The sequence below is a fragment of the Marinobacter lacisalsi genome (assembly GCF_042651045.1).
GTDB classification, from domain to species: domain Bacteria; phylum Pseudomonadota; class Gammaproteobacteria; order Pseudomonadales; family Oleiphilaceae; genus Marinobacter; species Marinobacter lacisalsi.
This window is the reverse complement of the sequence record NZ_JBHSDI010000001.1, coordinates 579,592-605,646: the sequence shown is the minus strand read 5'-3', so window position 1 is coordinate 605,646 and position 26,055 is coordinate 579,592. Positions and strand designations below refer to the sequence as shown.

The 26,055-nt window shown below is 60.3% G+C and carries 23 protein-coding genes; 8 read left to right on the top strand and 15 right to left on the bottom strand.

What is annotated here, in order from left to right; all coding sequences use genetic code 11:
• The first annotated feature begins 46 nt into the window (after positions 1-46).
• From ACFOZ5_RS02790 to ACFOZ5_RS02780, 3 genes are read left to right on the top strand one after another with little or no spacing between them, the layout of a single operon-like run.
• Positions 47-1,357, top strand: coding sequence for a hypothetical protein (locus tag ACFOZ5_RS02790; RefSeq protein WP_379885286.1), 1,311 nt, complete (start codon positions 47-49; stop codon positions 1,355-1,357).
• 27 nt (positions 1,358-1,384) lie between these two features.
• Positions 1,385-3,865: a LamG domain-containing protein gene (locus tag ACFOZ5_RS02785; protein ID WP_379885284.1), complete on the top strand. Its 2,481-nt coding sequence runs from the start codon at positions 1,385-1,387 to the stop codon at positions 3,863-3,865.
• Positions 3,866-3,892: 27 nt separating this feature from the next.
• The gene (locus ACFOZ5_RS02780; RefSeq protein ID WP_379885282.1) at positions 3,893-5,455 is read left to right on the top strand and encodes a hypothetical protein; all 1,563 of its coding nucleotides are present in this window, start codon (positions 3,893-3,895) and stop codon (positions 5,453-5,455) included.
• A gap of 80 nt (positions 5,456-5,535) precedes the next feature.
• Here the strand turns inward: ACFOZ5_RS02780 and ACFOZ5_RS02775 are convergent, their stop codons facing one another.
• Positions 5,536-6,525: an FAD:protein FMN transferase gene (locus tag ACFOZ5_RS02775; protein WP_379885280.1), complete on the bottom strand. Its 990-nt coding sequence runs from the start codon at positions 6,523-6,525 to the stop codon at positions 5,536-5,538.
• Positions 6,526-6,671: 146 nt separating this feature from the next.
• Here ACFOZ5_RS02775 and ACFOZ5_RS02770 point away from each other — a divergent pair, with 146 nt between their 5' ends.
• A complete protein-coding gene (locus ACFOZ5_RS02770; RefSeq protein WP_379885277.1) occupies positions 6,672-8,639 on the top strand; it encodes a ribonuclease R family protein in 1,968 nt (655 codons plus the stop codon).
• 57 nt (positions 8,640-8,696) lie between these two features.
• Positions 8,697-8,894, top strand: coding sequence for a hypothetical protein (locus tag ACFOZ5_RS02765; protein WP_379885275.1), 198 nt, complete (start codon positions 8,697-8,699; stop codon positions 8,892-8,894).
• 15 nt (positions 8,895-8,909) lie between these two features.
• Here ACFOZ5_RS02765 and ACFOZ5_RS02760 read toward each other — a convergent pair whose 3' ends face one another.
• On the bottom strand, positions 8,910-9,809 hold the full coding sequence (locus ACFOZ5_RS02760) for an acyltransferase (protein WP_379885421.1): 900 nt from the start codon (positions 9,807-9,809) through the stop codon (positions 8,910-8,912).
• A 246-nt stretch (positions 9,810-10,055) separates the two neighbouring features.
• Between ACFOZ5_RS02760 and tpx the strand changes: the two genes are divergently transcribed.
• Positions 10,056-10,553 (top strand): thiol peroxidase, encoded by a 498-nt coding sequence (tpx, locus tag ACFOZ5_RS02755; RefSeq protein ID WP_379885272.1) that lies wholly within the window; start codon positions 10,056-10,058, stop codon positions 10,551-10,553.
• An 85-nt stretch (positions 10,554-10,638) separates the two neighbouring features.
• On the opposite strand, the gene ACFOZ5_RS02750 is transcribed toward tpx, so the two are convergent.
• Entirely contained in the window at positions 10,639-11,652 is a 1,014-nt protein-coding gene (locus tag ACFOZ5_RS02750) for an NADP-dependent oxidoreductase (protein ID WP_379885270.1), read from the bottom strand.
• Positions 11,653-11,757: 105 nt separating this feature from the next.
• On the opposite strand from ACFOZ5_RS02750, the gene ACFOZ5_RS02745 reads away from it, so the two are divergent.
• Complete coding sequence (locus ACFOZ5_RS02745) at positions 11,758-12,216, top strand: MaoC family dehydratase (RefSeq protein ID WP_379885268.1); 459 nt, start codon at positions 11,758-11,760, stop codon at positions 12,214-12,216.
• Positions 12,217-12,329: 113 nt separating this feature from the next.
• Here the strand turns inward: ACFOZ5_RS02745 and ACFOZ5_RS02740 are convergent, their stop codons facing one another.
• The 12 genes from ACFOZ5_RS02740 to ACFOZ5_RS02685 all read right to left on the bottom strand — a co-directional run bounded on the left by ACFOZ5_RS02740 (position 12,330) and on the right by ACFOZ5_RS02685 (position 24,133).
• On the bottom strand, positions 12,330-13,472 hold the full coding sequence (locus ACFOZ5_RS02740; protein ID WP_379885267.1) for an ABC transporter substrate-binding protein: 1,143 nt from the start codon (positions 13,470-13,472) through the stop codon (positions 12,330-12,332).
• A gap of 81 nt (positions 13,473-13,553) precedes the next feature.
• Positions 13,554-14,261: an ABC transporter ATP-binding protein gene (locus ACFOZ5_RS02735; protein ID WP_379885265.1), complete on the bottom strand. Its 708-nt coding sequence runs from the start codon at positions 14,259-14,261 to the stop codon at positions 13,554-13,556.
• A complete protein-coding gene (locus tag ACFOZ5_RS02730) occupies positions 14,248-15,015 on the bottom strand; it encodes an ABC transporter ATP-binding protein (RefSeq protein WP_379885263.1) in 768 nt (255 codons plus the stop codon). The genes ACFOZ5_RS02735 and ACFOZ5_RS02730 overlap by 14 nt, the downstream gene beginning before the upstream one ends.
• The gene (locus ACFOZ5_RS02725; protein WP_379885261.1) at positions 15,008-16,045 is read right to left on the bottom strand and encodes a branched-chain amino acid ABC transporter permease; all 1,038 of its coding nucleotides are present in this window, start codon (positions 16,043-16,045) and stop codon (positions 15,008-15,010) included. Before ACFOZ5_RS02725 ends, ACFOZ5_RS02730 begins: the two co-directional genes overlap by 8 nt.
• A gap of 2 nt (positions 16,046-16,047) precedes the next feature.
• The gene (locus ACFOZ5_RS02720; RefSeq protein ID WP_379885259.1) at positions 16,048-16,911 is read right to left on the bottom strand and encodes a branched-chain amino acid ABC transporter permease; all 864 of its coding nucleotides are present in this window, start codon (positions 16,909-16,911) and stop codon (positions 16,048-16,050) included.
• A gap of 331 nt (positions 16,912-17,242) precedes the next feature.
• Positions 17,243-18,907 carry a long-chain fatty acid--CoA ligase gene (locus tag ACFOZ5_RS02715; protein WP_379885257.1) on the bottom strand — a complete coding sequence of 555 codons (1,665 nt, stop codon included), beginning with the start codon at positions 18,905-18,907 and terminating at the stop codon, positions 17,243-17,245.
• A gap of 85 nt (positions 18,908-18,992) precedes the next feature.
• Positions 18,993-19,784, bottom strand: coding sequence for a 5'/3'-nucleotidase SurE (gene surE / locus ACFOZ5_RS02710; protein ID WP_379885255.1), 792 nt, complete (start codon positions 19,782-19,784; stop codon positions 18,993-18,995).
• Positions 19,781-20,854, bottom strand: coding sequence for a phosphotransferase (locus ACFOZ5_RS02705; protein WP_379885253.1), 1,074 nt, complete (start codon positions 20,852-20,854; stop codon positions 19,781-19,783). Before ACFOZ5_RS02705 ends, surE begins: the two co-directional genes overlap by 4 nt.
• Positions 20,855-20,861: 7 nt before the next feature.
• A complete protein-coding gene (locus ACFOZ5_RS02700) occupies positions 20,862-21,629 on the bottom strand; it encodes an SDR family NAD(P)-dependent oxidoreductase (RefSeq protein ID WP_379885251.1) in 768 nt (255 codons plus the stop codon).
• A 15-nt stretch (positions 21,630-21,644) separates the two neighbouring features.
• Positions 21,645-22,859: an acyl-CoA dehydrogenase family protein gene (locus ACFOZ5_RS02695; protein WP_379885249.1), complete on the bottom strand. Its 1,215-nt coding sequence runs from the start codon at positions 22,857-22,859 to the stop codon at positions 21,645-21,647.
• Between the two features lie 39 nt (positions 22,860-22,898).
• A complete protein-coding gene (locus ACFOZ5_RS02690) occupies positions 22,899-23,345 on the bottom strand; it encodes a PaaI family thioesterase (RefSeq protein WP_379885247.1) in 447 nt (148 codons plus the stop codon).
• The gene (locus ACFOZ5_RS02685) at positions 23,345-24,133 is read right to left on the bottom strand and encodes an SDR family NAD(P)-dependent oxidoreductase (RefSeq protein WP_379885245.1); all 789 of its coding nucleotides are present in this window, start codon (positions 24,131-24,133) and stop codon (positions 23,345-23,347) included. Before ACFOZ5_RS02685 ends, ACFOZ5_RS02690 begins: the two co-directional genes overlap by 1 nt.
• Positions 24,134-24,397: 264 nt before the next feature.
• On the opposite strand from ACFOZ5_RS02685, the gene ACFOZ5_RS02680 reads away from it, so the two are divergent.
• A complete protein-coding gene (locus tag ACFOZ5_RS02680) occupies positions 24,398-25,999 on the top strand; it encodes a class I adenylate-forming enzyme family protein (protein ID WP_379885243.1) in 1,602 nt (533 codons plus the stop codon).
• Positions 26,000-26,055: the final 56 nt, after the last annotated feature.

The window sequence follows — 26,055 nt, the reverse complement described above, 5'->3', positions numbered from 1 at the left end:
ATATGGGGTGACCAATATCAATGGAAACCTGCAAAGGATATGCGTCATGGACGCCAGTAGTCGGTATTTCCTGATGAAAACATACTCGAAAATGGTTCCCCTGACCCGCATTCCCGGGAACGCGACAAATCCGGCTTCCCGAAGCCGTATCTCCGCACCCGGTCGGCTGTTACTGACCACCCTTGCCGCGCTCACCATGCTGACGCCGTCACTGCTGGTGGCCGGTGAGCGCGAGCAGGCGGCGAGAATGCACAGCCGCCTGACCGGGGTACCACCCTCCGAGCAGGTGCTGCAGCAGATGGCAACGGAAATCGCCGGCGGTGATCCGGTCGCCGCTGCCTACATCGCCATGGAAGACCCGGCCTTCTACAACGTCACCGTCAAGAACCTCGCCGCCCCCTGGACCAACGAGGCAATGACACCGTTCGTGCCGCTGAATGACTATACAGCCACGGTTATCGGGCTGGTCAGGGACGACGCCGACTTCCGTACCGTCCTTTATGACGACGTACTTTACGTAGGTGATATTGGCGGCCTGCCCGACTACGACACCGACGACAATAACCATTACGAAGCGCTGGAAGCGACCGGTGCCTCCCTGGCCGATTCCCTGCGCCGGGTCAACCAGTCCACCTACACTGGCCTGCCGTCCCAGGCGACTGCCGGTGTCATGACCAGCCGGGCAGCCGCGAAAGCGTTCTTTATCGACGGCACCAACCGGGCCATGTTCCGCTTCACCCTGATGAACCACCTGTGCAACGACCTGGAGCAGGTGGCCGACGTCACCCTGCCGGTGGACCGTATCCGCCAGGACGTATCCCGCAGCCCCGGTGGCGACAGCCGTGTATTCCTCAACAACTGTGCCGGCTGTCATACCGGCATGGACCCCATGGCCCAGGCCTTTGCCTACTACGACTATGAATATGACAGTGATAACGACCCGGAAGGAAACCTGGGGCAGCTGGTTTACAACTCGGTTGGCATGACCGACCCGGAAACCGGTACCCGCGTACAGGGCAAGTACCTGATCAACGCCACCAACTTCGAGCATGGCTACATCACCCGCGACGACCAGTGGGACAACTACTGGCGCATGGGTGACAACCGACGTCTCGGCTGGGCCGGAACACTGCCCGGCAATGGCGAGGGCGCCAAATCCCTGGGCCGCGAACTGGCTCACTCCGATGCGTTTGCCCAGTGCAAGGTCCGCCAGGTGTTCGAACAGGTGTGCCTGCGGGAACCGGGTAATGCCGACGACCGCAACCAGGTGGACAACATCGTCAGCAGTTTCAGAAACAACGGGTACCAGTTGAAGAACGCCTACGCGGAATCAGCCGCTTACTGCAAGGGTGAGTAAGCCCCGATAAAGGAATACGAGGTTACCATGAAGATCACCAAACGGCTTCATCAGCCCCTGCTTTGCACGATGCTGCTGGCCCTTGTCGCCCTGACCGGCTGCAAGACGGGCGAGTCCACCGAAAGCCTGCCCAATACGCAGTCACCGGGAACCAGCCAGTACAACGGCCCGGCACCGGCCACCGCCGATGTGCAAGCCTTCAAGATCAACGTCTGGGACAACCTGTCCCAGGCCAACCGCTGTGGCGAATGCCATAACAGCAACGGCCAGTCACCACGCTTCGCCCATGAGGGCGATGTCAACGTGGCCTACGCCCAGGCCAATGGCGTGGTCAACCTGGATGAGCCTGCAAGCTCACCATTGGTTACCAAGGTTGCCGGCGGCCACAACTGCTGGCTGGGCAGCGACCAGGCCTGTGCCGACGCCATTACCAGCATGATCAGCAGTTGGGCCGGGGGCAGCTCCGGCAGCGTTAACCGCATTGAACTGCAGGCTCCGGCTCTGCGTGATCCGGGCGGCACCCTCCCGTTCCCGGAAAGCAGTGGCACCTTCTCGACCACCGTCTACCCTCTGCTGACCACCTACTGCAGCGACTGCCACGCCGATGGCGACACCCGGCCGTACCTGGCCAGCGGCAATGTGGACACAGCCTATGACGCCGCCAAGAGCCGCATGAGCCTGACCGCCCCGTTCAGCTCACGGCTGGTTGAGCGCCTACGGGATGATCGTCACAATTGCTGGGACAACAGCTGCGAGGATTCCGCCGATGAGATGGAAGCGGCCATTGAAGCCCTGGCCGGCTCCGTCACCCCCAGCGACGTAGACCCGGAACTGGTCACCAGCAAAGCCCTGACCCTCGGTGGCGACGGGCTGCTGGCCAACTCCGGCGGCCGCTACGAGGACCACGTCATCGCCCTGTACGAATTCAAGACCGGCGACGGCACCACCGCGTTCGACACGTCCGGCATTGAACCGTCCATGCACCTGACCCTGTCCGGCAATGTGGACTGGGTTGGCGGCTATGGCCTGAGCTTCGGACCGGCCTTCACTGACGATAGTGGCAACAGCATGCGCAGCGGCAAGGCCCAGGCCACCACCGCTAACAGCCGCAAGCTGCACAACCTGCTGACCGCCTCTGGCGAGTACAGCATGGAAGCCTGGGTGGTGCCCGCCAACGTGACCCAGGAGGATGCCCGCATCATCACCTACTCGGGTTCGGCCACCGCCCGCAACCTGACCCTGGGGCAGACCCTGCAGAACTACGAAGTCCTGCAGCGCAGCACCACCACCGACCAGAACGCCGTATTCGCCACCGAAGATGGCGCCAACCGCCTGCAGGCCAGCCTGCAGCACGTGGTGGTCAACTTCACCCCGGACCAGGGACGCCAGATCTTTATCAATGGTGAACCCACCGGTGATGTGGACCCGGCGCCCGGCGGCCTGCTGACCGAGTGGGACAACAACTTCGCCCTGGTGCTGGGTAACGAAACCGATGGCAACTCCCCGTGGGAAGGCACCGTGCGCCTGGCGGCCTTCCACAACCGGGCCCTGTCACCGGAGCAGATCCGTACCAACTTCGAGGCAGGGGTTGGCCAGAAATACTACCTGCTGTTCGGCGTGTCACACCTGATCGACGTTCCCCAGGCCTTCATCGCGTTCGAGGTCAGCCAGTTCGACAGCTACAGCTACCTGTTCACCCAGCCGTTCTTTATCAGCCTGGATGAGGATGCCAGCCCCGGTGGCATCCCGCTGGAAGGCATGAAGCTGGGCGTCAACGGTCGCGAAACCCTTACCGGCCAGGCCTGGGCGCTGCTGGATGCCACACTCAACAGCAGCGACTACGTTGCTGGCCGTGGTCAGTTGCTGTCGCGCCAGGGCACTGTCATCCCCCTGGAAGGCGGCCCGGCGGCGGATGAATTCTTCCTCAGCTTCGAGCGCCTGGGGGACCACCAGAACGTTGTTGTCGAGGGCTCCCTGCCGCCAGCGCCAACCCCACAGGACCTGCCGGCAGCACCGGACGTGGGCCTCAAGACCTTTGACGCCATCAATGCCTCCATGGCACGGATGACCGGTGTACCGGTTTCCAACCCGTCGGTACGGGATACCTTCAACACAATCCGCCAGCAGTTGCCTGCAAGCACCAACATCGAAGGTTTCCTGTCATCCCAGCAGATGGCCATTACCCAACTGGCCATTGGCTATTGCGATGCGCTGGTGGAAAGCGACAGCCTGAGCGGGGACTTCTTCCCCGGTTTCGACTTCAGCCAGCCAGCTGGCTCTGCTTTCAGCAGTTCCGGCCGGGACCTGGTGATAGATTCGCTGATCGATGCCATGGTGGGCCGGAACCTGGATTCCCAGCCCGTGATCACCGAGCTGGAAACCGAGCTCGACAAACTGATGGATACGCTGACCGAATGTGCAGGCAGCTGTCCGGCTGACCGCACCGAAACCGTGGTTAAATCCAGTTGCGCCGCCGTCCTGGGCAGCGCGACCACGCTGATTCACTGACTACGGCCGTCACGAGAGGAATTGACCATGTTTATCAAGACGTCAAGGAAGCGGCCGCTGGCCAACCACGAGCCGCTGTTTCACGGCGACCACGCCCGCCCCCGCACCCGTCGGGAATTCATCGCCCAGGGTCTGAAAGCGGGCACCGCCGCCGTCTTTGGTGCGTCCACCCTGAGTCTGTTCGCCAACCCGCGGGCAGCCTCCGCCGCCCTGTCCCCCGACCTGGAAACCCTGCGCCAGAGCTGCGGCATCGCGGTACAGGGAGCCGGCAAGATTCCGTTTATCTGCTTCGACCTGGCTGGTGGCGCCAGCATGGCCGGCTCCAACGCCCTGGTGGGCCAGTCCGGCGGCCAGCTGGATTTTCTCAGCACTCAGGGCTACAACCGCCAGGGGCTGCCGGGGGATATGCTGCCGAACAACCCCGCGTTCATTAACACCGAACTGGGGCTGGCCTTCCACTCCGACAGCGGCTTCCTGCGGGGTATCCAGCAAAGCACAACGGCCGGTACGCGGGCCGCCATCAACGGCGCCATCATCGCGGCCCGGTCCGAGAACGACACCGGCAACAATCCCCACAATCCCATGTACGGTATTCACCGGGCTGGCGCCGATGGCGAGCTGCTGACCCTGATCGGCTCCCAGACATCCGACTCCGGTGGCAATTCCATGGCGCCCATGGACCTGATGAATCCCCAGGTGCGCCCCACCAAGGTGGACCGTCCCAGCGATGTCACCGGCCTGGTGGATACCGGCAACCTGGTGGGGTTGCTGGACCAGTCCGACGCGGTGGCGGTGATGGAGTCGATCCAGCGCATCAGTGACCAGAAGCTGGCCCGGATGGACACCCGCACCGGCATCACCCGGGAGGAAGTCATCAAGGATCTGGTGCGGTGCGGTTACGTCAAGACCGCGGATCTTGCAGACCGCTTTGGCACACCGTCGACCCTGGACCCGGAGCTGGATACCGATATCGTCGGTCCGTCCGGCATCTTTACCACCAACGAGTTCAACAGCGAGGGGGAATTCCGCAAGACGGCCTCGGTAATGAAGCTGGTCATGAACGGCTTTGCCGGCGCCGGCACGGTCACCATGGGCGGCTACGACTACCACACCGGCGAAAGGGCCACCGGCGAGCGCCGCGACCTGCTGGCGGGGCGCTGCATGGGTGCCTGCCTGGAATACGCGGCACGGGTTGGCATGCCGCTGATGCTGTATGTGTTCAGCGACGGCTCGGTATCCAGTAACGGGCGTATCGACGACTCCATGGACGGTCGCGGCAAGGGTGAGTGGACCTCGGACAACCAGCAGACGGCGGCATCATTCTATCTTGTCTACAACCCCAACGGCCGGCCCACGGCCCTGCGCAACCAGATCGGCTGGATGCGGGAAGACGGCAACGTGGAGACCTCCTCCAGCCCGGCAGCCAACAACGTCAACCAGCTGGTACAGACCGTGCTGCTGAACTACATGGCGCTGCACGGCGAACAGGGCCAGTTCGGCACCCAGTTTGCCGGCCATGGCCTTGGCGACAGCGCGTCGCGGGACCGGCTGCTTGGTCTGGCACCGATCGTCAACGGCACCATCAGCTAACTGACCACCTCTGCGCCATACCGCCCCCACGCCGGCTGAGCCGGATGGGGGCGTCGCGCTCTACTCTCTATTACTTTCTACTACTCTCCCGACATCAGGCCCTGCGAATAATGCATGCGGCGATGCTCGTCGATGATCACCGCATCAATTCCCTCCAGCTCGTTGATCAGCTCAAGCCCCGGTTTCGCACCCAACACAAACACCGCCGTGGACAGGGCATCCGTGGTCATGGCGTCACCGCCGATGATGGTGACACTCTGCACCTCCCCCGCCGGTCGACCGGTGGAAGGCGAGAGGATGTGGTGGACTCGCTCGCCCTCGTCGTCGATAAAGAAACGCTCATAATCACCCGAGGTGGAGATGGCCGTGTCGCTCAATGGCATCACCACCGCCTGCCTGTCGCGGTGTCGCGGATCCCGCACCGCGACCATCCAGGGCCGGCCCCGGCGATCCCCCAGCAGGCGCATATCGCCGCCGGCACTCAGGCGGGCGTGTTCGACCCCCGCCTGCTGCAATACCCGGATACCCTGATCCACCGCGTAACCCTTGGCAATCCCGCCCAGGTCCAGCATCAGGCCAGGTTTGCGAAGGCGCACGGTGAGATCCTCTTCATCCAGCAGGATGTCCCGGTAATTGATGCGATCGAGGCCCGCCCTGACCGCGTCGTCATCCGGTTGCTGGCCCTCCCGAAAGTCGTAAAGGTGGCCCACCGAGGCAAAGCTGATATCAAACGCCCCGTCACTCATCGCCGAAATTTCCCGCGCCTTTACCAACACGTCGAACAACGACTGGCTGACCGGTACCGGACGTTCGGTGGCTTCCCGATTGACCCGTGACAGTTCCGAGTCATCCCGGTAACGGCTCATGACCCTGTCCACCTTCGTGAACTCGGCAAACACCGACTGCCATAGCGTCTCTGCCTGCTGCCGGTTATCAGCCCACACCTCCAGGGCCACCGGTGTGGTCATCGCACTGTCATCGAAACGGAACCACTCTGCCAGGGCTGACGTAGTGATCAACAGGCCCGCCAGAACAAATGTCAGGGTTTTCGCCAAGATACGGATCAACATCGCTTTCCTCCGAAAAAACTGTGGTCATTGTGCCACTGAAAACACCCCGTTACCGGCACTGAATCTCACCCACAGACCATCTGACGCGGGCGGTCATAACCGGTATACTCCGGCCAACAGTCACTTTTACCAGCCAGGTTTCATTCATGCTTAATGCCGACGCGCTCAACCAGTTGCGCCAGCTCAAGAACGACATCGAAGACAAGAAGGTGGTTTACCCCGGTACCGTCAAGGCCACCAACGGTCGTTTCGGGTTTGTGGCACTGGACGAAGGTCGCGATGTTTTCCTGCCCCCCGAGGAAATGCAGAAAGTACTGCCCGGCGACCGGGTGACGGTATCGGAAGTACCCGGCGAGAAGGGACGCACCCAGGGCATTGTGGAAGAGCTGGTGGACACCAGCCTGACCACCTTTGTCGGCCGCTACCTGATCCGGGGCAAGGGCCATTTCGTGGCACCGGAAACCCCCGGGGTCGGCCGCTGGATCTTCCTTCCCCCGAAGGAGCGTCTGAACGCTGAACCCGACGACTTTATCTACTGTCGCATTCTTCGACATCCGATCAGGGACGGCAAGGGGCAGGCCCAGGTCCTGAAGGTCATCGGCAAGGCCGGCGACCCGGGCATTGAACGCAGCTTCACCCTCGCCAGTTTCGACATGGACGAAGAATTTCCCGCCGCCGTCACAGATCAGGCGGAAGCGCTGACCGAAGCCTCAATCAGCCCCCTGCGGGAAGGCCGTGAAGATCGCACTGACCAGCCCTATGTCACCATCGACAGCCCCGGCACCCAGGATATGGACGACGCCCTGCTGGTGGAGCCCAACGCCACCGGCTGGCGCCTGTCGGTGGCCATTGCCGACCCCACCGCGCTCGTTCCCGAGGGCTCACCGGCCGATGTGGAAGCCCGCAAACGGGCCACCGCCATCTATTTCCCCGGTGAACCGCGGCCCATGTTGCCAGAGGCCATCAGCACCCGCCTTTGCTCACTGATGCCGGAAACCGACCGCCTGGCCCTGGTGTGCGACCTGCAGGTCAACAACGACGGCAGCCTCGGCGAGTTCAGTTTCCATCAGGCGGTGATCCGCTCACGGGGCAAGCTCAGCTATGAGCTGGTGAGCCAGCTGGTGGAAGACCGGCACAATGAGGAAACCGATGCCCTGGCACCGGAGATCACCAATAACCTGGATCAGTTGCACCAGGCTGCCACTGCATTGCGAAAGTGGCGGTCCGAACACGCCCTGCTGAACACTGAACGACCGGAATTCCGCTTGCGGCTGGACGAGAACCGCCGGATCCGCACCATTGAACCGACGATGCAGAACGAGGCCCACCGGCTGGTGGAGGAATGCATGGTGGCGGCCAACCGCTGCGCGGCCCGCTTCCTGTCGGAGCTGGACAGCGGCCTGTTTGTCACCCATCCCGGCATTCGTGATGACCGGGCTGACAACATCCGCACCCTGCTTGAGCGCTACGCACCGGAACTGGCATCCATCGATCCGTCATCGCCGGACGGCTTCCGTGAGCTGATGGTGCGCACGGCGGAACTGGACACCGACGCACCGGTCAAGACCATTATCGCGCGCCAGCTGGCGCGGGCAGAGATGGCCTTCAAGGCAGCTCCCCACCAGGGCATGGGTCTGCCAGCCTACACCACCTTCACCTCGCCGCTACGCCGCTACGTGGATTTCTACGTGCACCGGCTGATCAAGGCAGCGCTGTGGAATGAGCAACACCAGACCCTGGAGAATGAGGGGCTTGAGAGTCTGCAACTGGCCCAGCTTCAGGCCCGCCAGGCGTCCAACAGCCTGGATAACTGGCTCAAGAGCGATTATGCCCGTCAACTCGGGGACGACACTGTGTTTACCGGCGTTATTACCCGCACGGTACCCGCAGGCTTCTTTGTGCGGCTGGATGCCAACGGTCTGGAGGGCTTTGTCAGTTGCAAGACCATTTCCGGCAAGTACAGCTTCGATCCGGTCACCCTGCGCCTCGAGGCCACCAAGGGCGCCCGCACTTTCCAGCTGGACCAGTCGGTATCGGTGAAACTGGCGGGCATCGACGAGGAGCGTCGCCAGATCAATTTCGAGCTGGTAGACGACAAACCTGGCGCATCCTGAAATCCGGGAGGGGCTGATCGGTCGTATTCACAGCAGGTACCCAAGCAGGAGGTTGCCATGCCGATCAGCCCACAGGAGTTTCTCAGAAAGTACGGTTTTGAAGACGACCAAGAGGAACGGGATCATTCCCTGCGTCGCAACGCCCTTGAGCACGCCAGACACCTGAAACGCCCGCACGCCGGCACCCCGCACGACTGGGAGGAATGGGAGCGCTTTCGGCGCGAACACCCGGATGAGGTGGAAGACGACGACTGACAGGACCTGGCGGTCTCAGTGATCGTTGTTGAGCATGCGGTCGAGGCGCTGGTCTTTCTCCCTCCAGAGACCTGCCAGCCATTCTTTCATCAGCCGGCGGTAGTCCGCATCCTTGGCGTAATCCCTTCCTTTGAGCTCATCGGGAATCGGGCGCGTGTGGATTTCCATACGGATCTCGCTCACGCCGCCACAGAGAAAATCCCAGAAGCTCGGGGCACCATCCGGATAGGCGATGGTGACATCCACCAGGGTTTCCATGGCATCGCCCATGGCATCCAGCACAAAACCCACACCTCCGGCCTTTGGCGTCAACAGGTTGCGGTAGGACGATTTCTGCTGCCGGATTTTTTCAGGCGTTGCCCGGGTACCTTCCACGAAGTTCATTACGCTCACCGGGGTATAGCGGAACTTCTCGCAGGCACGGCGGGTGGTTTCCAGGTCCTGCCCGCGTTTTTCCGGATGCCTGAGCAGATACTGGGGGGAATGCCGCTGCATGAAAGGGAAGTCCAGCCCCCACCAGGCAATGCCGATCACCGGCACCCAGATCAGCTGCTTTTTCAGGAAAAACTTGAGGAACGGCGCCCGCCGGTTGAACACCCACTGCATGGCCAGGATATCGACCCAGCTCTGGTGGTTACTCAGTACCAGATACCAGCTCTCCCGTTCCAGTTCCCCGGCACCGGTCACCTGCCAGCGGGTACGCTGGGTCAGTCGCATCCAGGCCTTGTTACCGGCCACCCAGTTTTCCGCCACCCAGATAATCACCCGGGTACAGTAAACCCGGAATCCCTTGTGGGGAATGATCAGCTTGAGCAGGGCGGGAACATAGAGAAACAGGGCCCAGAACAGGGTATTCAGAATCAACAGCGTGGCCGCAATAACGCCGACAACTGGCTTAGGAAGGAATCCCAACATCATGACTTCCATCGTTCGTGGTCGTAACCGCGCATCATATCAATGCGGAGCTCTTTTGGGCAGATCCACCGCCCATCCGTGACGTAGATAATGAGTCATGCTCAGCCCCCACGCCGGCGGGAGGCCCTACCCCCGATGGCCCGACCTCTGGTTTTCAAATTGCGGTCGACGGGAGCTGGAAAATGCAGTTAACTGGTAGCGGTACCACAGGAAAAACGCTCTGAAACCAACAAGCAAGGAGATACCATGAGCAAGGTTAATCTGGACGGCAATCCTCTGGAAGTCAGCGGCGAGTTTCCCCAGCCGGGCAATACCGCGCCGGACTTCACCCTGACCACCGGCGATCTGAAGGATGTCGGCCTTGATCACTTCGCTGGCAAGCGCAAGATTCTCAATATCATTCCCAGCATCGATACCGGTGTCTGTGCCGCCTCCACCCGCAAGTTCAACGAGAAGGCCGGTGACCTGGACAATACCGAAGTACTGGTCATTTCCGCCGACCTGCCCTTCGCCGCCGGACGGTTCTGTGGCGCGGAAGGACTCAAGGGTGTGCAGACGCTGTCCACATTCCGCAACTACAGCTTCCAGCAGGATTATGGTGTGGCGCTGCAGACCGGCCCGCTGGCAGGCCTGTGTGCACGTGCTGTGGTGGTACTGGATGAGAACAACAAGGTGCTCCACAGCCAGCTGGTGGACGAGATCAAGAACGAGCCGGATTACGACGCCGCGCTGGCGGTACTCTGACCACCTTGCCCGGTTGGGCCGGGTTACCGGCCCAAAAGAACACGGGTGGGCGGCCCCGCGGGGCCGCCCTGTTCCGCCGGGCTCGCTACGATACCTTCACCACCAGCTTGCCCCGGTTGCGTCCCTGCAGCAGCCCCTGGAAGGCGGTGAGCGCATTCTCAATGCCCTCCACCACATCTTCCTGGTATTTCACCTTGCCTTCCTTCAGCCACTGGCTCATATCCCTGCGGAAGTCCGGCAGCAGCTCATTGTGATCAGACTGAATAAAGCCGCGGAACATCAGTCGCTTGATCAGGATCTGACCCATGAATGGAATGAGGCGGTCCGGCCCTTCCGGTAATTTTGTCTGATTATAGTGAGCGATCCGACCACACACCGGGATGCGGGCGAAGTCATTCACCAGGGTCATCACGGCATCAAACACCTTGCCACCCACGTTCTCGAAATAGACATCAATACCCTTGGGGCAGGCCGCGCCAAGCTGGCTTTCGAAGTCATCGTCCTTGTAGTTCACGCAGACATCAAAGCCATAATGGTCCACCACGTGCTGGCACTTGTCATCCGCACCAGCCACGCCCACCACCCGGCAACCTTTCATTTTCGCGATCTGGCCGACCACCTGGCCCACCGCGCCGGAAGCAGCCGACACGACGACGGTTTCACCAGCCTGAGGCTTACCGAATTCCCGCAGCCCTACATAGGCGGTAAAACCGGGCATACCGATAACTCCGAGCCAGGCACTGGGCGGAGCAAGCTCCGTGTCGATTCGATAGAGCTCATCGGGGCTGGCCACTGAATGGGTCTGCCAGCCCGTGCGCCCTTTCACCAGGCCCCCCGGCGACAGGTCCGGATGATGGCTCTCGATGACTTCACTGACAGCCTCACCGCCCATCACCTCACCAATACCGATCGGCGTCGCATAGGACGCGGAATCATTCATCCGGCCACGCATGTAGGGGTCAAGGGACAGGTAACGGGTCTTCAGCAGTACCTGCCCCTCCCCGGCCTGGGGCATGGGGGCCTCTTCGAGTCGCAGGTGGTCTTCGTCGGGCATTCCGGTTGGTCTTTCCGCCAGGATATAACGTTGATTCATGGCCATTATAAGGCTCCTTGTTGGGGGCATTTTTGTTGTTGCACCGTAGGGTTAAGTGCCTGAGAATAGCTTACGAAATTCATTTCCGCCAAATGGAACCAGGAGAGAACAATGACAAGCATTCCCCTAGAAGAACTGGCCAATCACAAGGGCGAAGTCCTTGGTGAAAGCCCCTGGATGAACGTCAGCCAGGAAATGATCCAGGCCTTTGCCGACGCCACCGGCGACCATCAGTGGATTCACGTGGACGTTGAGCGGGCCAAGAAAGAAGCGCCCTGGGGTGCCCCGGTGGCACACGGTTTCCTGACCATGTCACTGATGCCACAACTCAGTCAGCAGGCCTTCCAGATCACCGGCCCCGTGGCTTCCATCAATTATGGAATGAACAAGCTCCGGTTGCCCTCCGCCGTCAAGTCCGGCTCGGATATCCGGTCCGTCATTGAGCTGGTGGATGTCCAGGACGTGGACGAAAAGCGGGTACTGGCCACCTACAAGACGGTTATCGAGATCAAGGGTGAGGAGAAGCCCGCCATTGTCGCTGAAAACCTCGCCATGTACGTCAAGCCGTAAACGGGGGCGTTCCGGCCGGGTAACTCAATGACGTGACCCCCCGGTATCAGCCGGCAGACACAAAAAAAGGGGGCCGAGGCCCCCTTTTTATTCGTGGTGTGAAATTCGGTTTATCAGAATTCCTTTTCCACGATTTCGCCGTCTTTAACAACGGCCATGGTCGGGGAGGTAATGAAGCCACCCTTTTCGTCTACGCCTATAACTTCATACGGGTTCTTGCTGGCTTTCAGGTTGGCAATGGCGTCACTCAGAGCAGCACGAACGACAGTCGGGTCGGTGCTTTCCGCCTCATCCATCGCCTCTACCAGACCGTGCAGTGCGAGGTAGTTGAAGGCCGCTTCGGAACCCGGAGCCTTGCCGTATTTCTCTTCATAACGCTTGATGAAGTTCTGGGCAGCATCTGTCTCATAGACACTCAGGGGCATAACACCAACGGTATCTTCCAGCGGCTCAAGACCACCAACAACATTGGCAGCTTCACTGATCTTGGCCTGGTCCATCATGATGAAGGCACCTTCGTACCCCAGCTGACGAGCCTGCTGCATGACCAGACCGGTAGGCTCGGATGCACCACCCACGAACATAACGTCGGGCTCCGAGGCAACCAGACGGCTGACGCCGGTGAAGAAGTCAGCGGACTTGTTGTAGTCCATCGGGTTCTTGGCAACCACTTCACCGCCCTTCGCAGTCCAGGCTTTCTCGATCATGGATGCCCAGATCTTGGCATATTCGTGGGTCGCACCGCCCATTGCGAGCTTGGTGCCCCAGTTCTCGATCGCGTAGTCGGTAAAGGCCTTTACGTAACCGTCGAAGGTCGGCGGAATACGCACGGTCAGCGGGTTACCCTGCTCGGTGATGGTTGGCACACTGGTGTACGCCATAACGAGGAAGTCGTCCTCAACGTTGAAATCCATCAGTGCAAAGATACCGCCGGAATGCGGGATGAAGATAGCAGGCACGTCGGATTCCTGAACCAGACGCTTGGCGTTGGTAGCGGCCTGGGCCGGGGAATACTGGTCGTCCAGGGCAACGATGTTGATGGTGTGATTTTCCCCATCAATATCGAAACCGCCATTGGCGTTGATCTCTTCGGCTGCCATACGCAGACCGGACAGTACGTTTTCACCGTACAGGGCGGCGCCGCCGGAAAGCGGGCCAGAGAAGCCAATATTCACTTCTTCTGCCATAGCGGCGGAAGACAGTCCCATTGTGGTTGCTACAGCAACAGCCAGTCCAAGTTTCTTCGCTGTTTTCATTGTTTTCTCCTGGTTTTGTTTCGCCCTTTCTGTTCAGGCTTTTTGTCAGGGTTGTTGTACAAGCGAGTGTCCGGGGCCCGGTCAGGCCCCGATGTATGCTTTGCGCACTTCCTCGTTACCCAGCATCGTTTCACGGTCGCCGTCCATAACGAGCTGGCCGTTTTCCATAACGTATGCGTATGTGGCAATTTTCAGTGCCGCAAAGGCATTCTGTTCAGCCAGCAGCACCGTGGTGCCCAGGCTGTTGATCTGTTTGATGGTTTCGAACATCTGCTTGACCACCAGTGGTGCCAGACCCAGTGAGGGCTCGTCCAGCATCAGCAGGCGCGGGCGACTCATCATGGCGCGGCCGATGGCTACCATCTGCTGCTGACCACCGGACAGGGAACCTGCCGGCTGGTGTGCCTTTTCCTCAAGGATCGGGAACAATTCCAGCACCTCGTTCAGGCGCTTCCTGTTGCCGTCCTTATCCCGGCGATGCACATAGGCGCCCAGCATCAGGTTATCGTGCACGCTCATCTGGGGGAACAGCTGGCGGCCTTCCGCACACTGCACCACACCGGCATTCACGATAGCACTGGGCTTCATGCCATTGAGGATCTTGTCCTCAAACTCAATGTTACCGGCCGAGGGCTTGTTCAGGCCACTGATGGTATTGAACAGGGTGGACTTGCCGGCACCATTGGCCCCCAGCAGGACCACCAGTCCGCCGGTATCGACGGTGAGGCTGATGTTGTTCAGAGCCTTGAAGCTACCGTAGTGGACGTCAACGTTTTTAAGCTGCAGCATCGTGATCACTCCCCAGGTACGCTTCGATGACCACCGGATTGTTCTTCACTTCAGACGGTGTGCCTTCGGCAATCTTCTCACCATGGTCCAGAACCATGATCTTGTCGGCAATGCCCATGATCATGTCCATTTTGTGCTCGATCAGGCAAACGGTCAGACCATTGCGGACCATCTTTTTCATCAGGTCCGCCAGGCCTTCGGTTTCCTCCGGGTTCACACCCGCCGCAGGCTCGTCCAGCAGGACGATCTTGGGGTCGGTGGCCAGGGCCAGGGCGAAGGCCACGCGCTTGCGCTCTTCCTGGGTGCAGTCAGCGATATAGCGGTTTTCGGCGTGGTTAAGCCCCACAAAATCCAGCGCTTCTCGCGCCTTTTCACGGGCAGCCCGTTCTTCCGCCTGCAGCCGTTTGGAGTTGATCAGCACATCCCACAACCCGGACCGGGTGCGCAGCCGGTAGCCAACAATCAGGTTATCCAGAACTGTTGCGGTTTCAAACAGGTTTGTGGTCTGGAACGTGCGCCCAACCCCCAATTTGGCGACATGGTCACACCGCATGGTGGTCACGTCCTGGCCGTCCAGCAAAATCTTGCCGGACGTTGGCTGATAAACCCCCGAAATCAGGTTAAAGAAGGTACTTTTGCCGGCCCCGTTGGGGCCGATAATCGCGTTGATCTGGTTGGCGCCAAAGTCCACGGATACATCGTTAACCGCAGCCAAGCCGCCAAACATTTTAGTGAGGTGTTCTACCTTAAGCATTGTTGTTCGCCTCCTGACCGCTGGACTTGACCTTACTTTCCGTCTGCACTTTCTTTGCTCCCAGGCCCAGGGCCTGTGCCTTGCGGTGCATCCAGGTCAGGAACGAGCCGGCAACACCCAGCGGGAAGAAGATAACCAGCAGCACCAGCATGGGGCCGAAGATGATCATGCGGTACTCTTCCAGGAACTGCAGTGACTGGGTCAGCCACACAATACTGATGGTACCGATCAGCGGTCCGAACAGCGTACCAATGCCACCCACCAGCATGTACATGATCATGTTGAAGGTGTGCAGGACGTTGCCATCCTCAGGTCCTACGAAGCGGATCATGCCTGCGTAAAGGGCACCGGCCAGACCGGCATAGACCGTGGAAATGATAAACGCCAGGATCTTGGTCTTCATCAGGTTGATACCCAGGGACTCGGCCAGGTCATCACCATTACGGATGGCGATGAAGGTACGGCCCAGCAGGGACTTCTGGATCCGGCTGGTGAACCAGATGATGAACACCAGGAAGAACAGCACCAGATAGTACACCGGAACGGTTTCACGGAAGTTGACCAGACCGAAGCCTTCCGGGGCGGCGATATTACGCACACCGACGGCGCCGTGGGTGAGCTCTTCCCACTTGTCCAGCAGCAGGTAGATGATGAAGCCGACGCACAGCGTAAAGATGGCAAAGTAGTGTTCCTTCAGACGCAGTGAGATCGCGCCGACCAGGAAACCGAGAACACCAGTCAACACCAGCGCGGCAAGGAATGACGACCAGAATCCCCAGCCGTAGTCTGACGTCAGCAGACCCACCGTATAGGCGCCAATCGCAAAGAAGCCGCCATGGGCCAGGTTGAGCTGGCCGCAGTAACCGGTAATCACGTTGAAACCATATACCGCGATGGCCCAGATGAAGGCCGTAGCCATTACATAAACCTGGTATTCGTTCACGGCCAGTGCCGGGAACAGCAGGGCCAGGGCCAGCAGTACATATTTGCTGGCCGGGTGCATTAGCAGGGCTCCGAGTTTAAACATCATGATCAGTGCGCCCCCTTAGCAAACAGACCTTGTGGACGGATAGACAGGATCACCACCAGCAGACTGAAAGCGATCACGTCCTTGTACGCCGTGGAGATGTAGTAGCCACCAAAAGCTTCAGCGAAGCCAATAATCATGCCCCCGACAATAGCACCAGGGATGCTGCCCATGCCGCCGATGATGATGATGACAAAAGCCTTCATGATCACGATATGCCCCATGGCCGGATAGACCAGGTTCAGGGGTGCATAAAGCGTGGCCGCAATGGCAGCGAGCGCCCCGGAAATGGCGAAGGTCATCATGGCCACCCGGTTGGCGTCGATACCCACCAGGAAGGCACCTTCACGGTTCTGGGCCATGGCAATAATGGTCGCGCCTACCATGGTCTTGCGCAGGAACAGGTTCAGGGCCACAACCAGCACCACCGTGGAAGCGATGATCAGGATGCCCTGCTCACGCAGGAACACACCATCCAGGTTGACCACGCCGCCGAACGGGGACGACATGCGGCGGAAATCAGACCCCCAGAACATATGCACCATGGCCTCCAGAAACAGGAGGATACCGATGGCGGCTATCTTGTCATGGATCGGGGGGGCGTTTCTCAGTTGGTGAAATACCAGACGTTCACAGATGATACCCAGCACGGCAACCACAACGGCTGAACCAGCCATGGCGACCCAGTAGTGGACACCCATATCAACCATGAAGAAGTACGACATGAACGCGCCTACCATGTAGAGCGCACCATGTGCGAAGTTCGGGATGTGGAGGATCCCGTAAACAAGGGTCAGACCGAGCGCTACGAGACCGTAGATGCTGCCCAGAGTCAACCCATTGAAAACCTGTTGGAGAAATATAGTCAAACCGGCCCCTCCCGTGGCGACGTTGTTTTTGTAGAGTTGCCGTTACCGCAACACTGTCGTTGATCTTATTGGGTTTCGTTTTTCGTGTTTGCTTTTTTTGGTTTTCTTTTGTATTCAGACGTTCTGCCAGAATGCCTCACGTCGATGCACAAGAGTACACTGCGAGCATATACTGTCAATAGACAGAATGTGATTTCGCTATGCGAACCTGATTGGTAATTTCAATGATTAAAATGAAATCCTGGCAGGATTACGAATGGTCTTATGATAGGCCGTAAGGCGGCAGGTGGTCAGGCACCCCACTGGCCAGCCTGACCAGTGGGGCAGTCACTCAACCCTGCTTTTTCCACTCTTCATCCTGAAGGGCACGCCACATCAACTTGCCGGTGGGCGACTTGGGCAGCTCGTTGACAAACTCCACGACAGACGGGACCTTGTAGGCGGCCATTTGCTCCCGGCACCAGGCGATGATGTCCTCCTCGGTGGTGGTACCGTCCGCCTCGGGCGTCAGCACTACTACCGCCTTGACCGTCTCGCCACGCTTTTCGTGGGGCGCCGAGATGATGCAGACTTCGTGGATGGAGGGATGCTGGTACATCATGCTCTCCACCTCCGACGGCCACACCTTGAAGCCGGACGCATTGATCATGCGCTTGACCCGGTCGACCATGAAGAAGTACCCGTCCTCGTCGTAGTAGGCCAGGTCGCCGGTGCGGAAGAACTGCTTGCCGTCGATCTCCACAAACGCCGCTTCGGTCTCCGCTGGCCGGTTCCAGTAACCCACGGTGACCTGGGGCCCGTTGGAGACAATCTCGCCGACCTCTCCCGGCCCTTTCTCCTCCAGGGTTTCCACATCAATGATGCGGGAATCCACGTCGAACATGGGAATACCCAGGCACTGGGCCTTGGGGGCGTTGGGCGGGTTGATGTGGGTGGCGGCCATGGTTTCAGACAGGCCGTAGCCCTCGATGTAATCCAGCCCGGTCAGCTTCTTCAGTTTGCCCGCCACCGCTTCCGGCATGGCAGCCCCGCCGCCGCCAATGGTCACCAGCGAACTGATGTCGTATTGATCCAGTTTGGGGTTGGACAGGAAGTCCACCGCCATGGTGACGATGTTGGTCCAGCCGGTGACCTTGTAACGCTCAATGAGCTTGCCGGCTACGTCCCGATCCCAACGGGTCATGATGACCATGGTGGAACCGGCGTAGATGGGGCTGTTCATGGAGCCGGTCATGCCGGTGACGTGGAAGAACGGCAGGGTACACAGTTGCACCGAGTCGGTAATGCTGATATTCCAGAACGCACGCTGGACAGCCGTCGCCATGGGCGCCCGGTGCACGTGCATGCAGCCCTTGGGCTGGCCGGTGGTACCGGAGCTGTACGGAATCACCGCCAGATCGTTCGGCCCGGCGGTATGGGGGCCGGGGGCATGCCCCTCATTAAGGGCGTCTTCCCAGGAAATCAGGCCAGGCCCTTCGAGAGGCTTCGGTTCAGCGGCCACTTCCGCAGGCAGGTTCAGGTCGGTGGGTTCGCGCACGTAGGTGCCATAGGCGGCGACGACGATCTTCTCAAGGTAGGTCTTGCCCACCATGGGCGCTATAAAGCTGGTCAGCTCCATACCCGCCAGGCACACCGTGGCACTGGTATCAGAGATGTAGTGTTCCAGCTCGGATGACCGGTTCATGGGGTTAACCGGTATCACCACGGCATCCGCCCGCAGGATCGCGTAGTAGCTGATAACGTACTGGGGGGAGTTCTGCATGTAAAGGAGCACACGGTCGCCCTTGCTGACCCCGTTCTCCTGCAGCCAGCCCGCCAGGGCCTCCACTTCATCCAGCAACTCCTGGTAGGTGATCTTCGTGTCGTAATAGATGATCGCCGTATGGTCCGGATACCGCAGCGCCGAAATGTCCAGGTTGGTCACCAGGCTGGTTTGCGGCAAGGTCATGGTCTTTGGCAACTCTCGGGGCCAGACCGAATAGTGTCTCGTAAACATTGGGTATTCTCCCGTTAACAAACTTGCAGACCGCAACCGCCCGGGCGGGCCCTGTCTCGGGATTCCGCGCACCGGAACGGTTCTGTCAATTCTTCCTCAGGGGGACGGATGCCCTGTTGCCCGGCAACCGATGGTCACCCCGCAGGGGTGATGCCGCCACGCCCCGGCGTCTCAGCACGGCCACATCAGAGTCGTCAGGCACCTCATGATCGGTGTGGCGGTCAAACCCCAGCCACCAATACGACAGGCCGCGACTGTCCTGCCCCGGCAACAACCTGGGCCTGGCAATAGAGCCGGCAGACTGGCCGGCAAACTCCATACTGTCTACCTGATCAGCACCGCAGGCAGGAAAGTTCACGTTCCAGCAGCATTTACCTTCCCCGGCGGTTGGCCACAACGCGCGTATCGCCGCTTCGCCCAACTCGGTCACCGGAGACCAGTCAATCCGGTCCCGGTTGGTAAAGGCCTGACTCAGGGCGATACCCGGAATCCCCAGGTGCTCGGCACTGAGTACCGCACCCACGGTGCCGGAATACTGCACCGAGTCACCGATGTTGCCACCGGCATTGATGCCGGACAGCACGAGATCCGGCGGGGTCTCGCCAAACCACTCGGCCAGCGCATAGAGCACACAGTCCGCAGGCGTGCCGGATACAGCAAAGTGCCGCTCACCGTGGCGATACACCCGCAGTGGGTCGTGCAGCGAAATGCTCTGCCCGGCGCCGCTGCGGTCATGCTCCGGGGCGACAACCCAGACTTCCTCCGCCAGACGGCTGGCAATGTCGGCCAGGATTTTCAGCCCCGGGGCCGCCACACCGTCATCGTTGGTGATCAGAATGCGGCGGACCATCGGGTCCGCCGCGGCCGACTGGCTCATACTTTTATGCCCTTACTGCCCTTCTGGGCCACGGACCAGCCGGCTTCCGCCAGCACGCTGGCGCGCTTGCCCACTTCCAGGGCATCGGAGTTGCTCGCGTTACCTGCCAAGGCACGGGCATAGACACCCTGCACGATGGCCGCCAGCCGGAACAGCGAGAACGACACGAACACGTGCCAGTCGTCGATACCATCACGGCCGGACGCCTTGCAGTAGCGCTCGATGGTCTCCTGCTCGGTGGGAATACCGATCTCGTCCAGGTCCTCGCCCACGACACCGCGCATACCCTCGAAGCCGGAGCTCAGATGGTAGGGCAGACAGTAGTAGGCCAGATCCGCCAGCGGATGGCCGAGGGTTGAAAGCTCCCAGTCCAGGATGGCGATGACTTCCGGCTTGTCCGGGTGCAGCATCAGATTACCCAGACGGTAGTCGCCATGGGCAATGGCGCATTCGTCGTTCTTCGGCAGGTTCTCCGGTAGCCACTTCATCAGGTTGTCCATGGCCGGCATGTCGTCGGTCTTGGAGGCCTCGTACTGCTTGGACCAGCGGGCGACCTGGCGGGCGACATAGCCTTCCGGTCGACCGAAATCCCCCAGTCCGACCTTGTTCACGTCCACCGCGTGCATCTTTGCCATGGTGTCGATGGCCGCCTCATGGACCGGGCGACGCTCCGCCTTGTCCAGATCCGGCAATGCCGGATGGCTCAGCACACGGCCTTCCATGAAGTCCATGACGTAAAACGGCGTACCGATCAGGTCGCTGTCTTCACACAGCACCCGCGCCTTCGGCACCGGCACGTCAGTGTTATCGGACAGGGCACGGATCACCTTGTATTCCCGTTCCACCATGTGAGCGGAAGGCAGCGTTTTTCCGGGCGGCTTCTTGCGCAGCACATAGCGGTTACCACCGGAAGTCAGCATAAAGGTGGGGTTGGACTGCCCACCCTGGAACTGCTTGACCTGCAGGTCGTCACCAACCTCGGGAATTTCCTTTTGCAGCCACTTCAGCAGGGCTGCTTCGTCAAACCGGTGGGCGTCGAGGACGTCCACCAGGTTGGGTCCAGTACTCATAAAAACCTCAGCAAATGGTTTCGCCGCCATCCGCCACAATCACCTGACCGGTGATGTAGGCGCTGGCCTTGGTGGACAGGAACACCGCCAGTCCGGCGATGTCTACCGGCTCGCCGAGGCGACGCAGCGGGGTCTTCTCTTCGGCGCGCTTGATGCGAACAGGGTCTTCAGTCAGCGCCTTGGCGAAGTCGGTTTTAACGATGCCAGGGGCGATGCTGTTGACTCGAATACCCTTGGGGCCCCACTCCACGGCCAGGTTGCGGGCCAGGGCCGCTTCCGCCGCCTTGGACACACCATAGGTACCAATGGTGGTGTTGCCCCGGATACCCGCAATGGATGACAACAGGACCACCGCGCCTTCGCCACGTTCGGCCATGCCCGGCAGCACCATATTGGTGAGCCAGAACGTGCCCTTGACGTTGGTATCCATGATCTTGTCCCAGGCCTCGTCGGTCATCTCGGCGGTGGGCCCGTAGACCGGGTTGGTGGCAGCATTGCACACCAGAACGTCGATCTTGCCCCAGGCCTCGATGGTCTTGTCGACCAGGTTCTGGAGCTGGTCCTTTTTGCCCACATGGCAGGGAATGGCGATGGCCTCGAAGCCTTCGGCCTTGAGCTCACCGGCCACCTGCTCACAGACGTCCGCCTTGCGGCTGGATATGACGACTTTCGCTCCCTGGCGGGCCATTTCCTCCGCAATGGAGCGGCCGATACCCTTGGTGGACCCTGTAATCAGGGCCACCTTGCCGGTCATATCAAACAATGGGTTTGTCATGATTCGGCTCCGGGATCAGTGGGTACGCGGATAGTTCTTCAGTTCCAGCTTGGCGATGGAATCCAGGTGCACCTCATCAGGACCATCGGCCAGGCGCAAGGTGCGCACGTTGGCCCAGGCCGCGGCCAGGAAGGTATCCTGACTGACGCCGGCACCGCCGTGTACCTGGATGGCACGATCCAGAACCTTCAGGGCCATGCTCGGCGCGATGACCTTGATCATGGCGATTTCCTGACGGGCCACCTTGTTGCCGACGGTGTCCATCATGTGGGCCGCTTTCAGGGTCATCAGACGGGCCTGTTCGATTTCCAGGCGTGAACGGGCGATGTCCTTACGAATGGAGTCAAACTCCACCAGCGGACGGCCAAAGGCTTCACGGGCGTTGGCGCGCTCGCACATGGCTTCCAGGGCGCGCTCGGCAACGCCGATGGTGCGCATGCAGTGGTGGATACGGCCTGGCCCGAGGCGGCCCTGGGCGATCTCGAAACCACGGCCCTCACCCAGCAGGATGTTGGAGGCCGGCACCCGTACGTTGTTGTAGTGGACTTCGGCGTGGCCATGGGGCGCGTGGTCATAGCCGAACACGTGCAGCGCGCGAACCATTTCCACGCCCGGGGTGTCCAGCGGCACCAGGATCATGGACTGCTGCTTGTGCTTCTCGGCGGACGGGTCGGTCTTGCCCATGACGATGGCAATCTTGGTGGTGGTGGTCATGGCACCGGAGGACCACCACTTCTTGCCGTTGATGACGTACTCGTCGCCCTCACGGCGAATCTCGGTGCCGATATTGGTGGCATCGGAGGAGGCCACGTTCGGCTCGGTCATGGAGAAGCAGGAGCGGATCTTGCCTTCCAGCAGCGGCTTCAGCCACTTCTCCTTGTGCTCTTCGCTACCGTAACGCTCGATGGTTTCCATGTTGCCGGTATCCGGCGCGGCACAGTTGAAGACTTCCGGGGCCATGTGGGAGCGGCCCATGATTTCGCACAGGTGGGCGTATTCCAGGTTGGTCAGGCCGGCACCACGCTCGCTCTCCGGCAGGAACAGGTTCCACAGGCCAGCGCTCTTGGCCTTGGCCTTGAGCTCTTCCATGATCTGGGTCGGCGCCCAGCGGTTCTCGGCCTGCTCTACCTGCTCGTGGTACTTGTGCTCGTTCGGGTAAACGTAGGCTTCCATGAACTCGGTGAGTTCTTTCTGCAGTTTCTTGGCTCGGTCAGACGGTTCGTACAACATCGTTGTGCCTCTCTATATTATTAGTTTGGAGGAATGCGTTCAGATGGGAACGCCCTCGGGTTTTTCGCTGCCGGATCGGATCCTGAACGTACCTTCGGCAATGGCAAGCAGGTTGCCCTTGTCATCGTGGATCTCGCCGGTGCTGTTGAAAATACGGGTGCCGCCGGCACGCTTGATGCCAGTGACGGTAATAGTGCCAGCGGAACACTGGCCGGTAAACGTGGTGGTCATGGTCAGGGTAATGGCCTTGCGCATCCGCCCCGGGTAGGGGCAGTAAGTGCCGGCCTCCGCCATGACGATATCCAGCAGGGAGCTCAGCACCCCACCGTGAATGACGCCCCCGAGATTCAGGTGCTCCGGCCTCAGGTCCAGAGCGATGACAGCCTTGTCTTCTTCCCAGGATACCTGGCGGTATCCCAGCATGTTGTGAAAGCCGGGCAGATCCTTGCCACCGGTGATGTGGAGGTTCTGTTGTGCTTCACTCATTACACTTTCATTCCAGGCATATTCAGTGAGGCGGTGTTGCCGCCGTCCACGGGCAGGGCCTGCCCGGTGATGTAGCTGGCGTCATCCGAGGCCAGGAAGCAGATCGCCGCAGCCAGCTCCTCCGGCTTGCCGTAGCGACGCAGTTCACAGCGCGCGCCCAGCTTGTGCTCTTTCTCATTGGAGCGGGCGTAATCGAACACGGCTTTGGTCATACCGGTTTCCACCAGCCCCGGGCACACCGCATTGACGCGGATGTTGAAGCCGCCCAGGTCGCAGGCTGCAGTCTGGGTCAGGTTGATCACGCCTGCCTTGGAAGCGCTGTAGGGGTTGCCCCCGGCGCCGGAACGGATACCGGCCACCGATGCGGTGTTGACGATTGCACCCTGCTGACGCTCCTGCATGAGGGGCGCCACATGCTTGATCATCAGCATGGCGCCGACCAGGTTCACGCCCAGGATCTTCTCCCAGTCCGCCTTCTCGTTCTCGGTGACAGGTGGATAACTGCCGCCGGAGATGCCGGCGTTGTTCACCAGGATATCAACCTGGCCAAACTGTTCCTTGACTTCGGACACCAGGGTTTTGACCGCATCCTCATCGGACACGTCCAGCTTGCGTTCAATATGGGTAGCTTCGGAGGGCATTTGGGCGGCGGTTTCCAGAAGGCCTTCTTCAGACCAGTCCGCGAGGATCACCCGGGCTCCCTCGCGGGCGAGCCTCAGGGCGGTAGCACGGCCGATACCACTGCCGGCGCCAGTGACGATGGCGACACGTTCAGTGAAACGCATCATAGTCTATGCTCCTTTAACCTTGTCGTAAGCCACGGAGGGGAAGCCGCGGACTCACGGGTTCTTATGATTGTAATGCTGACGCTTGACAGATTGATCCGGAAATTTGTTTCCGACAGGACTGTGTGAAAATGCCCCAAAAACTAGTTAGGCTGCTTTTCAAATGCGTAACAGGGCGTTTAATTTGTCACGCCTTCCAGTTTTGAGTCAATATATTCGGAAATAAATTTCACTAGTCAAAACACAACAACGATAGAGGCCCCCAAAATGAGACAAACCGTTGCGGCGATGCCGAATTACGCTCCAGCGATCGACCAGGAGACCATGGACCCCATCGGTCACCACATCCAGGCTTTCGCCCATTCCCAGGGCGAAAAGCCGGCCCTGACCGATGAAAAGGGCCGTCTCACCTGGGCCGAAATGCTGAGCCGGGCCAACCGCATCGCCAACCGGTTGCGGGACGATGGTCTGCAGACCGGCGACACCGTGGCCGGTCTGTCGGAAAACAGCAATGACTATATGTGCCTTTACCTGGGCACGCTCATTGCCGGTGGCTGCATGGTGCCCCTGTCCGGCATGGCCAGTGGCGAGGCCCTGGCACTGATGGTCGACGACTGCGACAGCCGTTTCCTCTTTGTGTCCGAAAAGAACCTGCCCCTGTTCACCGAGATCCGTGACCAGCTCAGCAGGGTCGAGCCGGCCCAGCGTATCGGCATCGACACCCGCGACGTCGACAGCGGCCTGGACCTGGACGCCTGGCTGGGCGACATCGGCGACGAGCCGAACCCCGCCGAGGTGACCCCGGACGACCCGTTCAACATCATCTACAGCTCCGGTACTACCGGAACTCCCAAAGGTATACTGCACGATTACCGGTTCCGCCAGCGGCAGTTCGAGCGCCTGGCCCGATATGGCCTGGATGGCGATGCCATCAACCTGGTCTCCACACCACTTTACTCCAACACCACCCTGGTGTCCGCCCTGCCCACCCTGTTCCACGGTGGCACCCTGGTGCTGATGGGCAAGTTCAACGCCCGCCGTTTCCTGGAGCTGGCCGAAGAGCACCGGGTGACCCACGCCATGCTGGTACCGGTGCAGTACAGTCGCATCATGGCCGAGCCGGACTTTGACCGTTTCGACCTGTCCAGCTTCAAGCTCAAGCTGTGCACCAGCGCGCCACTGCGCTCCGATGTGATCGCCGAGGCCATGGAACGCTGGCCCGGCAATATCCGGGAAGTGTATGGCCTTACCGAGGGCGGCATTTCCACCAGCCTGGACTGTGCCGCCAACCCCACCAAGTGGGATTCCGTCGGCGTACCCACCGAAGGTTCGGAGGTACGGATTATCGATGACAATGGCAACGAACTGCCCCAGGGCGAGATTGGCGAAATCGTGGGTCGCGCCATTTCCATGATGCGGGGCTACTACCACCGGGAACAGCAAACCAACGAGATGCTGTGGACCAGCCCCGAGGGCCATGTGTTCTACCGCAGCGGTGATATGGGCAGGCTGGATGAAGACGGCTTCCTTTATATACTGGACCGCCGCAAGGACATGATCATCTCCGGTGGTTTCAACATCTATGCCGTGGATCTGGAAAAGGTTTTGCTGGAGCACCCTGCAGTGGCGGATGTCGCCGTGATCGGCATCCCCAGCGAACACTGGGGCGAGACCCCGCTGGGTCTGGTGGTACGCAAGGCCGGCGAAACCGCCACGGAAGAAGACATCCTCACCTTTGCCAACAAAAAACTGGGCAAGACCCAGCGCCTGGCGGGCGTGGAATTCCGCGACGAGCTGCCCCGCTCCACCATCGGCAAGGTGCTCAAGCGGGAGCTGAGGGAGCCCTACTGGGCCGACCAGAAAAAGTAGGCACACAAGCAGCCAGCAGGAGGGCGACCAGAAGGGTCGCCCTCTTTGTTTTCCTG

What these genes read in the sequence shown, in the direction of transcription:
- ACFOZ5_RS02765 (WP_379885275.1), top strand. Translation starts at nt 8,697, where the DNA reads ATGCCGATCAGCCCACAGGAGTTTCTCAGAAAGTACGGTTTTGAAGAC.
- ACFOZ5_RS02695 (WP_379885249.1), bottom strand. Translation starts at nt 22,859, where the DNA reads ATGTTGTACGAACCGTCTGACCGAGCCAAGAAACTGCAGAAAGAACTC.
- surE (WP_379885255.1), bottom strand. Translation starts at nt 19,784, where the DNA reads ATGAGCCAGTCGGCCGCGGCGGACCCGATGGTCCGCCGCATTCTGATC.
- ACFOZ5_RS02760 (WP_379885421.1), bottom strand. Translation starts at nt 9,809, where the DNA reads ATGTTGGGATTCCTTCCTAAGCCAGTTGTCGGCGTTATTGCGGCCACG.
- ACFOZ5_RS02745 (WP_379885268.1), top strand. Translation starts at nt 11,758, where the DNA reads ATGACAAGCATTCCCCTAGAAGAACTGGCCAATCACAAGGGCGAAGTC.
- ACFOZ5_RS02770 (WP_379885277.1), top strand. Translation starts at nt 6,672, where the DNA reads ATGCTTAATGCCGACGCGCTCAACCAGTTGCGCCAGCTCAAGAACGAC.
- ACFOZ5_RS02715 (WP_379885257.1), bottom strand. Translation starts at nt 18,907, where the DNA reads ATGTTTACGAGACACTATTCGGTCTGGCCCCGAGAGTTGCCAAAGACC.
- ACFOZ5_RS02685 (WP_379885245.1), bottom strand. Translation starts at nt 24,133, where the DNA reads ATGATGCGTTTCACTGAACGTGTCGCCATCGTCACTGGCGCCGGCAGT.
- ACFOZ5_RS02730 (WP_379885263.1), bottom strand. Translation starts at nt 15,015, where the DNA reads ATGCTTAAGGTAGAACACCTCACTAAAATGTTTGGCGGCTTGGCTGCG.
- ACFOZ5_RS02740 (WP_379885267.1), bottom strand. Translation starts at nt 13,472, where the DNA reads ATGAAAACAGCGAAGAAACTTGGACTGGCTGTTGCTGTAGCAACCACA.
- ACFOZ5_RS02750 (WP_379885270.1), bottom strand. Translation starts at nt 11,652, where the DNA reads ATGGCCATGAATCAACGTTATATCCTGGCGGAAAGACCAACCGGAATG.
- tpx (WP_379885272.1), top strand. Translation starts at nt 10,056, where the DNA reads ATGAGCAAGGTTAATCTGGACGGCAATCCTCTGGAAGTCAGCGGCGAG.
- ACFOZ5_RS02785 (WP_379885284.1), top strand. Translation starts at nt 1,385, where the DNA reads ATGAAGATCACCAAACGGCTTCATCAGCCCCTGCTTTGCACGATGCTG.
- ACFOZ5_RS02790 (WP_379885286.1), top strand. Translation starts at nt 47, where the DNA reads ATGGACGCCAGTAGTCGGTATTTCCTGATGAAAACATACTCGAAAATG.
- ACFOZ5_RS02775 (WP_379885280.1), bottom strand. Translation starts at nt 6,525, where the DNA reads ATGTTGATCCGTATCTTGGCGAAAACCCTGACATTTGTTCTGGCGGGC.
- ACFOZ5_RS02735 (WP_379885265.1), bottom strand. Translation starts at nt 14,261, where the DNA reads ATGCTGCAGCTTAAAAACGTTGACGTCCACTACGGTAGCTTCAAGGCT.
- ACFOZ5_RS02780 (WP_379885282.1), top strand. Translation starts at nt 3,893, where the DNA reads ATGTTTATCAAGACGTCAAGGAAGCGGCCGCTGGCCAACCACGAGCCG.
- ACFOZ5_RS02680 (WP_379885243.1), top strand. Translation starts at nt 24,398, where the DNA reads ATGAGACAAACCGTTGCGGCGATGCCGAATTACGCTCCAGCGATCGAC.
- ACFOZ5_RS02725 (WP_379885261.1), bottom strand. Translation starts at nt 16,045, where the DNA reads ATGATGTTTAAACTCGGAGCCCTGCTAATGCACCCGGCCAGCAAATAT.
- ACFOZ5_RS02700 (WP_379885251.1), bottom strand. Translation starts at nt 21,629, where the DNA reads ATGACAAACCCATTGTTTGATATGACCGGCAAGGTGGCCCTGATTACA.
- ACFOZ5_RS02690 (WP_379885247.1), bottom strand. Translation starts at nt 23,345, where the DNA reads ATGAGTGAAGCACAACAGAACCTCCACATCACCGGTGGCAAGGATCTG.
- ACFOZ5_RS02705 (WP_379885253.1), bottom strand. Translation starts at nt 20,854, where the DNA reads ATGAGTACTGGACCCAACCTGGTGGACGTCCTCGACGCCCACCGGTTT.